12 protein-coding genes are annotated in these 10,787 nt (G+C 58.7%); 5 read left to right on the top strand and 7 right to left on the bottom strand.

Annotation, left to right across the window (positions count from 1 at the left end; genetic code table 11):
• The first annotated feature begins 20 nt into the window (after nt 1-20).
• The 3 genes from IB213_RS13750 to IB213_RS13740 all read left to right on the top strand — a co-directional run bounded on the left by IB213_RS13750 (nt 21) and on the right by IB213_RS13740 (nt 3,577).
• On the top strand, nt 21-1,202 hold the full coding sequence (locus IB213_RS13750) for an MFS transporter (protein ID WP_192407616.1): 1,182 nt from the start codon (nt 21-23) through the stop codon (nt 1,200-1,202).
• A 267-nt stretch (nt 1,203-1,469) separates the two neighbouring features.
• Nucleotides 1,470-2,051 carry a single-stranded DNA-binding protein gene (gene ssb, locus IB213_RS13745; protein ID WP_192407237.1) on the top strand — a complete coding sequence of 194 codons (582 nt, stop codon included), beginning with the start codon at nt 1,470-1,472 and terminating at the stop codon, nt 2,049-2,051.
• A 179-nt stretch (nt 2,052-2,230) separates the two neighbouring features.
• Nucleotides 2,231-3,577, top strand: coding sequence for a diguanylate cyclase (locus IB213_RS13740; protein WP_191721824.1), 1,347 nt, complete (start codon nt 2,231-2,233; stop codon nt 3,575-3,577).
• A 76-nt stretch (nt 3,578-3,653) separates the two neighbouring features.
• Here the strand turns inward: IB213_RS13740 and dapB are convergent, their stop codons facing one another.
• The gene (gene dapB / locus IB213_RS13735; protein WP_191721823.1) at nt 3,654-4,481 is read right to left on the bottom strand and encodes a 4-hydroxy-tetrahydrodipicolinate reductase; all 828 of its coding nucleotides are present in this window, start codon (nt 4,479-4,481) and stop codon (nt 3,654-3,656) included.
• A gap of 89 nt (nt 4,482-4,570) precedes the next feature.
• Nucleotides 4,571-5,116: an outer membrane protein assembly factor BamE gene (locus IB213_RS13730; RefSeq protein WP_191721822.1), complete on the bottom strand. Its 546-nt coding sequence runs from the start codon at nt 5,114-5,116 to the stop codon at nt 4,571-4,573.
• A 152-nt stretch (nt 5,117-5,268) separates the two neighbouring features.
• On the opposite strand from IB213_RS13730, the gene fur reads away from it, so the two are divergent.
• Nucleotides 5,269-5,700: a ferric iron uptake transcriptional regulator gene (gene fur, locus IB213_RS13725; RefSeq protein WP_191721821.1), complete on the top strand. Its 432-nt coding sequence runs from the start codon at nt 5,269-5,271 to the stop codon at nt 5,698-5,700.
• A gap of 63 nt (nt 5,701-5,763) precedes the next feature.
• Here fur and hprK read toward each other — a convergent pair whose 3' ends face one another.
• From hprK to hpf, 3 genes are all read right to left on the bottom strand, one after another.
• Nucleotides 5,764-6,732 (bottom strand): HPr(Ser) kinase/phosphatase, encoded by a 969-nt coding sequence (gene hprK / locus IB213_RS13720; RefSeq protein WP_191721820.1) that lies wholly within the window; start codon nt 6,730-6,732, stop codon nt 5,764-5,766.
• Between the two features lie 50 nt (nt 6,733-6,782).
• A complete protein-coding gene (gene ptsN / locus IB213_RS13715) occupies nt 6,783-7,250 on the bottom strand; it encodes a PTS IIA-like nitrogen regulatory protein PtsN (protein WP_191721819.1) in 468 nt (155 codons plus the stop codon).
• Nucleotides 7,251-7,379: 129 nt separating this feature from the next.
• Nucleotides 7,380-7,727 carry a ribosome hibernation-promoting factor, HPF/YfiA family gene (hpf, locus tag IB213_RS13710; protein ID WP_192407235.1) on the bottom strand — a complete coding sequence of 116 codons (348 nt, stop codon included), beginning with the start codon at nt 7,725-7,727 and terminating at the stop codon, nt 7,380-7,382.
• A 383-nt stretch (nt 7,728-8,110) separates the two neighbouring features.
• On the opposite strand from hpf, the gene IB213_RS13705 reads away from it, so the two are divergent.
• Nucleotides 8,111-9,031 (top strand): phosphoribosylaminoimidazolesuccinocarboxamide synthase, encoded by a 921-nt coding sequence (locus IB213_RS13705; RefSeq protein WP_191721816.1) that lies wholly within the window; start codon nt 8,111-8,113, stop codon nt 9,029-9,031.
• 160 nt (nt 9,032-9,191) lie between these two features.
• Here IB213_RS13705 and holA read toward each other — a convergent pair whose 3' ends face one another.
• The gene (gene holA, locus IB213_RS13700; protein ID WP_192407233.1) at nt 9,192-10,256 is read right to left on the bottom strand and encodes a DNA polymerase III subunit delta; all 1,065 of its coding nucleotides are present in this window, start codon (nt 10,254-10,256) and stop codon (nt 9,192-9,194) included.
• Between the two features lie 7 nt (nt 10,257-10,263).
• The gene (lptE, locus tag IB213_RS13695) at nt 10,264-10,776 is read right to left on the bottom strand and encodes an LPS assembly lipoprotein LptE (protein ID WP_192407231.1); all 513 of its coding nucleotides are present in this window, start codon (nt 10,774-10,776) and stop codon (nt 10,264-10,266) included.
• Nucleotides 10,777-10,787: the final 11 nt, after the last annotated feature.

Genomic DNA, 10,787 nt, shown 5'->3' with positions numbered 1-10,787 from the left:
ATACTGCTGTCAGCAGCAAGATGACCCCGCAAGAACGCCGCTCCAGCGCCAGCCTGGCGCTGATTTTTGCGTTGCGCATGCTGGGGCTGTTCTTGGTGTTGCCGGTGTTTGCCTTGGAAGCGGCGCATTACCCCGGAGGTGACGACCCCGTCATGGTGGGCCTGGCCATGGGGCTGTATGGCCTGACGCAGGCGGTGTTTCAGCTGCCGCTGGGCATGGCCTCGGATCGCTTTGGCCGCAAGCGCATCATTGTCGGCGGCCTGGTGGTGTTTGCCATTGGCAGTCTGGTGGCGGCACTGGCTGATTCACTCACCGGCTTGATGCTGGGCCGCGCCCTGCAAGGTGCGGGTGCGGTGTCGGCCGCTGTGACGGCGCTGATGTCAGATCTGACACGGGACAGCGTACGCACCAAGGCCATGGCCATGGTCGGCGGCTCCATCGGTTTGATGTTCGCGCTGGCGCTGGTGCTCAGCCCGTTGCTGGCCGCATGGGGCGGTCTGTCGGGCATCTTTGGCCTGACCTTTGCCCTGGCGCTGTGCGGCGTTGCCGTGGTGATCTGGGTGGTGCCGCCCGAGCCGGTTGAGCACCACAGCGAGCGACGTGGCAAGCCCGCAGAGCTGCTGCAGCACAAAGACTTGCTGCGTTTGAATGCCGGTGTGTTTATTTTGCACACCGTGCAAATGGCCATGTGGGTGGCCGTACCCGCCTTGCTGGTGGCTGCCGGGCTGCTGAAAGACGCGCACTGGAAGGTGTATCTGCCTGCAGTGGTGCTGTCGTTTGTGGCCATGGGCGGGCTGTTTTCCATGGAGCGCAAAGGCAAGCTGCGCGCAGCCTTGCTGGGGGCCATCAGCTTGGTGCTGATCGTGCAGATCGGTCTGGGCGTCGTGGCTCAGACCAGCGCGCAACCCTCGCTGGCGCTGATGGGTGTGCTGATGTTCTTGTTTTTTGTCGGCTTTAACGTGCTCGAGGCCAGCCAGCCCAGTCTGGTCTCTCGCATGGCGCCAGCACACCTGCGCGGGGCCGCACTGGGAGCGTACAACACGCTGCAGTCGCTGGGCTTGTTTGCTGGTGGTTTCCTGGGCGGCGCGCTGGCCAAGTGGGGCGGCATGCCAGCCTTGTTCACCAGCACCGCGGTGCTGATGGTGCTGTGGCTGGCGATCACCTGGCCGCTGCGACCTGTGGGGCGGCCCGTACGATCCTGAAAATAGGAGCGCTTAACGCATTCCTACAAAAGGTTTCAAAGTGAAAATACTTTGAAACCTTTGTTTTATATGCGCTTGAAGCTCTTGTTTTTGAAAAAACGTCGCTCATCCACCACGCTGCGCAGCGGGAATTTGGGTGGATGTGCAGGCGTTAAAAACATCAGTTAAGCTGCGTTCCTGCAGCCTGCCGGAGGGGCTGCAATTACTGATCTGGTTCGGGACCCTCCCCCTTCACGCCCGAACTACCTGCACAGGATTTTTCACACCATGGCATCTGTCAACAAAGTCATCATCGTCGGCAATCTGGGTCGCGACCCCGAAATGCGCACCTTCCCAAGCGGCGATCAGGTGGCCAACGTCACCATCGCCACGACCGACCGCTGGCGCGACAAGAACACCGGCGAGAACAAAGAATCTACCGAGTGGCACCGCATTGTGTTTAATGGCCGCTTGGCTGAAATCGTGGGTCAATACCTGCGCAAGGGCAGCCAGGTCTATGTAGAAGGCAGCCTGCGCACCCGCAAGTGGACCGACCAGGCCACCGGCCAGGAGCGTTACGCCACCGAAATTCGCGCTGACAGCATGCAGATGCTGGGTAGCCGACAAGGCATGGGTGGTGGCAATCAGGGCCAGGGCGGTGGCTACGCAGAAGACAGCGGCTACGGTGACAACGGCGGTTATGAAGCCGCTGCTCCAGCGCCCCGTCGTCCGGCTGCAGCCCCAGCACCCCGCCAAGCCGCTCCACAGCAGCGCATGGCTTCGCCAGCCGCAGCACCCGCTCCGATGGCACCGCCTCCACAGCGTGCGGCTTCAGGCTTTGACGATATGGATGACGACATTCCGTTTTAATTTCGCACTTTGACTGCGCTGACTCTCAAGCCCATACGGCTGTCCGTATGGGCTTTTTGCATGGGGCACAGGTTTTAGGCCTGCGCAGGCGCGGGGATTAACGTGTGGCGACATCGGCACGGCGGCTTCTGCGCCAGACTGTCTGCTCTATTTACGTTTGCGTTCTGCGTGCTGTTGCCATGTTTTCTTTCTACGCCAACGAATGGCGCCGCTTGCTGCTGGGCTTTGATACTGAATCCAGCGCTGTATTGGCGCAGATTGCACAAACCCACAATCAAGTTTTGGCAGAGCATTTTTACAGCGCCATGCTGGAAGATGAAGCAGCCTCAGGGTTGCTGTCCCATGAACAGGTGCAGTCCCGCTTGATGGGTTCCATGCGCCGGTGGATTGTCCAAGTTCTGAGTGCACAGGTTGACGATGACTTGGGTGCCCTGGTTGCGCACCAGGTCAAGATTGGTGAAGTCCATGCACGCATCGATGTCCCGGTGCATCTGGTGCTGCGTGGTGCACGCAGTCTGAAAGAGGGTTTGCGGGCCGTGTTGAGGCAAGAGGCCGCAACTGACTATGCCGAGGCGATGCAAATGGCGGCCACCCTGATTGACCACGCCATGGAGGCCATGTCGCAAGGTTATGCCATCTCACGCGATCGCAACGCGCGCACCACAGAGGCCTACCGTTTATTTTCTGTCACACAAAACTTGGCGACCGTGCGCGAGCAGCGCCGTGCGGAACTGCTGGACTGGGAAAACCAATGCCTGTATCTGCATGCCATGGGGGCAGGCAACCAGCCGCTGAGCAGCTTGTCGACCTCTGACTTTGGCCTGTGGTTCCGCCACAAAGGGGTGGACATTTTCAACGGTGCTCCGGCAACGCAGAGCATTCTGGATGCGATTGAACAAATCGACAGTCACTTGCTGCCGGCCCTGATGCAGGCCAAGGGCGCAGATGTGGGCTTGCCGCTGCTGCAGCTGCGTGAGCAATCGCGCCACATTGCGATGAACTTGGAGTCGCTGTTCACCCAAAACAGCGAACTGGATGCAGGGCGTGATGTCTTGACCCAGTTGCTCAACCGCAAATTCTTGCCCGTGGTGCTGTCCAAAGAGGTGGCCTACGCGCGCAAACATGCCTCGACGTTCAGTATCGTCAGCATTGATATCGACCATTTCAAGCGCATCAATGACCAGCATGGCCACGAAGGCGGCGACATGGTGCTGCAGCAAGTGGCGCTAACGCTCAGCAACAACATTCGGGGTGGAGATTACCTCTTCCGTCTGGGGGGTGAAGAGTTCTTGATGCTGTTGGTGGATACGCCTGCCACCGGTGCGGCCAGCGTGGCAGAAAAACTGCGCGCCCATATTGAGCGGGAGGTGTTCCATCTGCCGCAGAACGAACGCAGGAACATCACGATCAGTGCAGGGGTGGCCTCCTTTGATGGCCATCCGGACTACCAGCGGATATTGCGTGAAAGTGACGAGGCGCTCTACCGGGCCAAAAACGAAGGCCGCAATCGCGTGGTCAGCGCCTAAAACGGTCAAAGCGGCCAAAAACAAAGCCTGCAACAGTAATGCTGCAGGCTTTGTCGTTGGTGAAGGCTGCGCGTGCTTAACGCAGATTCAGCACGTCAAACATGTCGAACTGGCCCGTGTTCTGGCTGGCCAGGAAGCGCACGGCGCGCAAGCTGCCCTGCGCATAGGTCGAGCGGCTGCTGGACTTGTGGGTGATCTCGATGCGCTCTCCCGTGCCGGCAAACAGCACCGTGTGGTCGCCCACGATGTCTCCGCCCCGCACCGTGGCAAAGCCAATGGTGTTTTCCTTGCGCTCGCCCGTATGACCAAATCGCTCATACACCGCACGGTCTTGCAGCTGTGTGCCCTGGGCTTGTGCAATCACCTCACCCATCTTGAGCGCGGTGCCAGAAGGCGCATCGACCTTGTGCTTGTGGTGGGCTTCGATGATTTCGATGTCGTAGTCCGTATCCAGCGCCTTGGCAGCCATCTCCAGCAGCTTCAATGTCACGTTGACGCCCACGCTCATGTTGGGGGCCAGCATGATGGCTGTCTGCTGTGCAAAGGCGGCGATCTGCGCTTTTTCCTCTTCGCTGAACCCGGTGGTGCCGATCACCGCTTTCACGCCCAGCTGTGCACACACAGCCAGATGAGCCAGCGTACCTTGCGGGCGTGTGAAATCGATCAGAAAGTCCGCTTTGGACAAGGCGCTCTTCAGGTCACTTTCAATCACAGCGCCGCTGGTCTGGCCCAGAAAGGCGGCAGCATCCATGCCCAGTGCCGGGCTGCCGGGCAAGTCCAGCGCAGCGGTCAGTACGCAGTCGCCACTGTTTTGAATAGCCTCCACCAGCATGCGGCCCATGCGGCCTGAGGCACCGGCTACAGCGACACGCAAAGGGGTGGTGGGGGAAGAAGTCGAGGTCATAACAATCCAGTCAGTGTGTCAAACGTACAAAGCCGCTCAGCGCTGATGGCGGAGCGGCTTGTGCACAGCAGCGCAGAGAGGCGGCTGCGTTAGCGGCTTTCCAGTGGAGGGTAGCTGCGCTGAGGCTGTGCGGTTTCTTCGGTCACAGTATCTGCAGCTTTGTTCTTGGCAGCAGGAAACTTAGCCAGCTGTTCTTCCGTGGCTTGCAGGTTCGGAATCTTCAGCTTGCCGATGGGTTTGCCCAACGCGGCAACGAATTCGGACTCGGATGGCATTTCATCGCCCTCTGCGCGGACAAACCGCTCACCGTCGAAGAACACGGCCAGCTTGCGGTTTTGTTCCTGCACGCCTTGGCGCTTGATGGTGAACACATATTCCCAGCGATCGTTGTGGAACACGCTGGTTAACAGCGGTGTGCCCAAGATCTCGCGCACTTGCTGGCGGCTCATGCCCGGTTGCAAAGCTTGCACCTGTTCACGAGAAACAAAATTGCCCTGCACCACTTCCACCTTGTAGGGTGTGATGGCGCTCATGGCATTGCGTGTGGTTTCACCAACGCTGCTGCATGCAGCCAAGAGTGAGGCTAGAGACAGAGTCAACGCCACACGGAGGCGACAACGAGCTTGTACATGCATGGGTAATCGGTCAAAGGATATGATCTGCACCATTGTAGCGGCAGGTTTTTGTTTGGGCTTACGCAAGTTTGGCCCTGCTATGAACTGGCCGTTTTGATGTCTGAGGCTAGCTGTCGTAAGCTAGCGCCAAACAGCCACTCTCCAATTACGCCATGAAGAACATTGAAGACCTTAAAAGCACGGGCCTGAAAGCGACACTGCCGCGTCTGAAAATTTTGGAGATTTTCCAAATTGGAAAGCAACGCCACATGACCGCAGAAGATGTCTTCCGTGTGCTGCTGGATGAGCGCTCAGACATTGGCCTGGCAACGGTGTACCGTGTACTGACGCAGTTTGAACAAGCCGGCATCTTGCTGCGCAGCAACTTTGAAAGCGGCAAGGCCGTTTACGAGTTGAATGAAGGTCAGCACCATGACCACTTTGTGTGCACTTCCTGCGGCAAGGTGGAAGAGTTTTACGACCCTGAAATTGAAAAGCGTCAGCAAATGATTGCCGATCAGATGGGCTGGAGCATTCAGGACCACTCCATGTCCCTGTATGGACAGTGCGCCGCCTGTTCCAGCAAGGCCACCAACAAGCGCTGACTTGCGCGGTAAAACGCACTGAAAAAAGGCATTCCCACGGAATGCCTTTTTGTATTTTGGGGCTCAATGGCCTGCGCCTTTGCCCATGTCGCGTTCCATGGCTTTGCGGTGGCGCTCCACAAACTCCTGATAAGTGTCGATGCCACGCAGCTGCAAGATGCTGTTGCGCACAGCGGCCTCGACCAGTACGGCAATGTTGCGGCCTGCAGTCACAGGAATGACCACCTTGCGCACCAAAATGCCCAGCACATCCTGGGTCAGTGGCTCTTGCGGCAGACGTTCATATTCCCGCTCCATGGTTTCTTTGCGCACCAGATGAACGATGAGCTTGAGCCGCATTTTGCGACGCACGGCCGTTTCCCCAAAGATGGCGCGGATGTCGAGCAAGCCGATGCCGCGCACCTCCAGCAAGTTTTGCAGCAACTCAGGGCACTTGCCTTCAATGGTGGTCTGGTTGATCCGGTACAGGTCCACCGCATCGTCGGCCACCAGTCCGTTGCCACGCGTGATCAGCTCAAGCCCCAGTTCACTTTTACCCAAGCCTGATTCGCCGGTGATCATGACTCCCATGCCCAAGATGTCCATGAACACCCCGTGCATGGTGGTGCGGTCGGCAAAGTGCTTGGACAGATATGCACGCAGTACATCAATCACAAACGCAGATGCTTCTGCCGTGGAGAACATGGGAATCTGTGCCTGCTCGCACATGGTGAGCAGCGCTGGAGGCGCTTGCTGGCCATCTGCCAGCACTAAAACGGGAGGCTCCAGATTGACGATGCGGCCAATGCGGCGCGCACAGTCTTCGGGGGTGGCGTTGAGCAGGTATGCCACCTCGCGTTCGCCCAGCACTTGCAGGCGATAGGGGTGGATGTAGTTGAGGTAGCCAACGAGGTCAGCGCCAGAGCGCGCAGAGCGCACCGCTATTTCATCGAAACGGCGCTCTGAAGCGCCCAGGCCTGCCAGCCATTCCCAGCGCAAGGTTTCACGGAAAGCTTCGAAAAGCCGGTTGGCGTTGATGGCTTTGTGGCGCATGGGCGAGGCTTAAAGGCCTTGCCAGCCTGATGCACCGGCAAGGCGGGTGGTTAGGAGGCTGCGGTGGATTTCCAGTCGGCGATCAACTGGTAGAGGGCTTCAGCGTAGGTGGCGTTTTTGAGCGATTCACGCAGATTGCTGTCGCTCAGCAGCTCGGCAATTTCGGAAAGGATTTCCAGGTGTTGCTGGGTGGCAGCTTCAGGCACCAGCAGAAAGATAAGCAACTGCACCGATTGCTCGTCAGGTGCATCAAAGCCAATCGGGCGCGCCAGTTGAAATACGGCGGCCATCGGGGCCTTTAAACCCTTGATGCGACCATGGGGAATGGCTACACCATGTCCCAAACCCGTGGAGCCCAGGCGCTCGCGGGCGAACAGGCTGTCAGTGATCAATGCACGCGAGAGACCATGCAGCCCTTCAAACAAGAGCCCAGCTTCTTCGAAAGCGCGTTTTTTGCTGGTGGCATCAACGCTCACAAGCACTTGAGCGGGCGACAAAATGGAGGCAAGACGGTTCATTTGAAAACTATTATGCATCGCCCGAGCCGAAAATGTCTGGCAGGTGCGTGGGAGCAAAAAGGCCGCCAACCGGCGGCCTGTCATTGAGGACTTTACCTAAATCTTCGCACAAGCAAAAGGCTTTGCACCTCAATGGAGCTCGATGGTACTCAATTCCCGCTTAACCGGGGCGCTGCGCCAGCCTTGGACTCGGGTTTTATGTCCCATTACCTGGCGGTCAAGCTTGTCTACCAGTTCGTCAATGGCGGCGTAAAGGTTCAGGTGCTTGCTGCCGGCATGCAGCGCATTGCCTTTGATGAGAATGCTGCATTCGGCACGCTGGCGACGCTCTTTCTGCGATTCGTTGTGCTTGGACAGCAGTACCTTGATGTGGATGACCTGGTCAAAGTGGCGCAATACGCGCTCCAGTTTGGAGGCAACGTAGGCGCGCAGTGCAGGGCTTACTTCGAGATGGTGGCCGCTGATGGTTAGGTTCATGAATCAACCTCCTGTGCTTTCAGGTTCGCAAAGCTGTGACCGCACACCAGTGTGCTGTGCGGAAAGGGGCGGTTGAATGCGCATTCGTCGCTTGACACCACTATGCGCCTCTTGCCGGGCCTGTGCAACGGCATTTCGGCACGCTTTGCTGGGGAATGGACGCCTTGCAGACGGAAGCGCAAATTCAGCGCAAAATAAGCTGTTTTTGCTGAGGGCTGCACTGTGCGTTTGCTGCCATTCATGATCGGCATTGACATCGAAGCAGTCGCGATTGTCAGCTTTGTGCGCGCCAGTCCGGCTCTAAAATCCTGCATCGGAGCACCGCCTGTTAGCCTGTCGCTGATGGCCCTGCCACGTTCCGACCTCCTTTTGTCTGCCCTCTCATGACACAGTCCACGACTTCTGCTTTGCACACTTCCAACATCACCTCGCTGCCGCTGCTGGCTCGCGGCAAGGTACGTGACAACTACGCCGTGGGCGATGATCGAATTTTGATGGTGGCGTCTGACCGTCTGTCGGCTTTCGATGTGATCATGGGCGAGCCCATTCCGGGCAAGGGGGTGCTGCTGACGCAGATGGCGCTGTTCTGGTTTGACAAGCTGGGGCACATCTGCCCGAACCACCTGACCGGTGAAGCGCCCGAGTCCGTAGTGACGCCTGAGGAAGTCAAGCAGGTGCAGGGCCGCTCCATGCTGGTCAAGCGCCTCAAGCCCATCATGATTGAAGCGGTGGTGCGCGGCTATCTGGCCGGCAGCGGCTGGAAGGAATACCAGGAAAACCAGGCCGTATGTGGCGTGAAGCTGCCAGCGGGCCTGGTGAACTCGGCCAAGTTGCCTGAACCCATCTATACCCCTGCTGCCAAGGCAGAGATGGGCGATCACGACGAAAACATCACCTACGAACGCACGGTAGAAATGGTGGGCGAGGAGCTGGCCGCCAAAATTCGCGACACCGCAATCCGTATTTACAAAGAAGCGGCAGAGATTGCGCTGACCAAGGGCATGATCATTGCGGATACCAAGTTTGAGTTTGGTCTGACCGATGACGGCGAGCTGGTGCTGATGGACGAGGTGCTGACACCCGACAGCTCGCGCTATTGGCCCGTGGAAGGCTACGAAGATGCGCTCAAGGCAGGTGTGAACCCGCCCAGCTACGACAAGCAGTTTGTGCGCGACTGGCTTGAGCAGGCCAAGGTCAATGGCAAGCTGTGGGACAAGACAGCGCCTTCGCCCCGCCTGCCGCAGGAAGTGATCGATAAGACCGCCGCCAAGTACCGCGAAGCGCTGCAACGACTGACTGCCTGAGGGGTGGGTCGCCCTTGCAGGTACGTAAAAAAGCAGCCTTGAGGCTGCTTTTTTTTTGTGAAAGCTTTTTAAAAGAAGAGCTGTTAGCGCTTGCCCAGCCTTGTTTTCGATATAAAAAGTATTTGAAAAGCTTATTGTTTAAGCGATGAATGCTCTCTTTTTATCTGCGTGAAGGCGTGGCTTGCAAGGCTGTGACGACGTCGGTGGCCAGTTTGCGCAGTGCTTGCCAGCCGTCTCGGGGCCAGCCGTCAGCCGGTAAACCTTTGACGATGCCATCGACCACATGCGCGGAATGCAGCAGACGTACGGCGGCATTGGGCGTCAGGCGGGGCACGATGCGCTCAAACAGTTTTTCTTTGGGCCCCCAGATGCGCAAGCTGCGCAGCACCATGGGCAGGGGCTGCCCACTGGCCAGTGCATCTTTCACGCGTTTGAGGTTGCGAATGTCTTCAGACAGCGTCCAGTGCACCAGCACTTCGGCCGTGCCTTCGGCTTGCAGCCCGTCGAGCATGCGCACCACACGTGGCAGATTGCCCGACAGCACGGCTTCGGACAGCTTGAAGACGTCGTAGCGGGCGACGTTGAGCACGGCTTGCTCCACAACTTCGTAGCTCAACTCGCCTGCGGGCTGCAGCAAGCCGAGTTTTTGAATCTCCTGATGCGCCGCCAGCAAGTTGCCTTCGACGCGGTCGGCAAAGAACTGCAGCGTGCGCTGGCCTTCTTCACCCGACGCCACACGCTGGTTTTGCTGTGCCAGGCGCTGTGCTATCCATCCTGGCAGGGCGGCGCGTTCAATGGCATCGATCTGGATGGTGACGCCATTGGCATCCAGTGCGCCAAACCATGCGCCTTTTTTGGTGGCCGCATCCATGCGGGGCAGAGTGATGATGGTCAGCGTGTTTTCATCGTGTGCAGCCGAACTGGCCAGCTGCTGTATGGCGGTGCTGCCGTCTTTGCCGGGTTTGCCGGAAGGAATGCGAATTTCGACCAGCTGCTTGTCGGCAAACAGGCTGAGCGAGCCACCAGCGGCGAGCACGCTGCTCCAGTCAAAATGCGCGCCTTGCACGGTATGCACGCTGCGCTCGGAGTGGCCAGCAGCACGTGCAGCGGCGCGGATCGCATCCGCCGCCTCCTGCGCTTGCAGTGGCTCATCGCCGTGCAGGGTGTACAAAGGCCGCAAACCTTTTTGCAGGTGTGCGGCCAGTTGGTTCAGAGCCAGTTGCATGCGAAAGTTAATCAGTCGCAGGCGCGTGAGCGGCTGCCAGACGGCGCAGCAGCTGTTGTGCCAGGTCGGAGTACATGTTGCGGTAGAGCGCGGCTTCTTCTTCGTCCTTGGCCAGGGCCAGAGATTCGCTGTAGCTCATCTCGCGCTTTTGCTGCATTTCTGTGTCTTCAATCCAGACGCGGCCTTCTCTGTCAACCAGCTTGAAGCGGGCAAACAGGCGCAGCTCCACTTCACGCACCTGGCCTGAGGCGGTTTTGGCCAGAATTACGCGTTGACGGCGCTCGCCCAGCAAAAACAAGGTGACCTCTGCGGTATCGGGTTTGGCGGGTGGCAAGATCACTGTGAGGTTGCCGCCCGCGGTGGCCAGGTTGCGCAGTACTTCGCGCGTAAAGGGAGAGCCCTCGGGCGCTCGCACGAACAGGGTCGAGAACGGGAAGGACGGCGCGCCACGCAGGCGAAAGCCGCAGGCGCTGACCACAGGGGCCAGGGCCATCAGAGAAAGCAGCGTACGTTTGCGCATGGCGTGCATCC

The organism is Comamonas sp. CMM02, from assembly GCF_014851485.1.
Lineage (GTDB): Bacteria > Pseudomonadota > Gammaproteobacteria > Burkholderiales > Burkholderiaceae_C > Comamonas > Comamonas avium.
This window is presented reverse-complemented; position numbering and strand designations above follow the sequence as displayed.

Coding starts and splice junctions, on each gene's coding strand:
- lptE (WP_192407231.1), bottom strand. CDS start 10,776: ATGCGCAAACGTACGCTGCTTTCTCTGATGGCCCTGGCCCCTGTGGTC.
- ssb (WP_192407237.1), top strand. CDS start 1,470: ATGGCATCTGTCAACAAAGTCATCATCGTCGGCAATCTGGGTCGCGAC.
- IB213_RS13750 (WP_192407616.1), top strand. CDS start 21: ATGACCCCGCAAGAACGCCGCTCCAGCGCCAGCCTGGCGCTGATTTTT.
- IB213_RS13705 (WP_191721816.1), top strand. CDS start 8,111: ATGACACAGTCCACGACTTCTGCTTTGCACACTTCCAACATCACCTCG.
- fur (WP_191721821.1), top strand. CDS start 5,269: ATGAAGAACATTGAAGACCTTAAAAGCACGGGCCTGAAAGCGACACTG.
- ptsN (WP_191721819.1), bottom strand. CDS start 7,250: ATGAACCGTCTTGCCTCCATTTTGTCGCCCGCTCAAGTGCTTGTGAGC.
- IB213_RS13730 (WP_191721822.1), bottom strand. CDS start 5,116: ATGCATGTACAAGCTCGTTGTCGCCTCCGTGTGGCGTTGACTCTGTCT.
- hpf (WP_192407235.1), bottom strand. CDS start 7,727: ATGAACCTAACCATCAGCGGCCACCATCTCGAAGTAAGCCCTGCACTG.
- hprK (WP_191721820.1), bottom strand. CDS start 6,732: ATGCGCCACAAAGCCATCAACGCCAACCGGCTTTTCGAAGCTTTCCGT.
- holA (WP_192407233.1), bottom strand. CDS start 10,256: ATGCAACTGGCTCTGAACCAACTGGCCGCACACCTGCAAAAAGGTTTG.
- dapB (WP_191721823.1), bottom strand. CDS start 4,481: ATGACCTCGACTTCTTCCCCCACCACCCCTTTGCGTGTCGCTGTAGCC.
- IB213_RS13740 (WP_191721824.1), top strand. CDS start 2,231: ATGTTTTCTTTCTACGCCAACGAATGGCGCCGCTTGCTGCTGGGCTTT.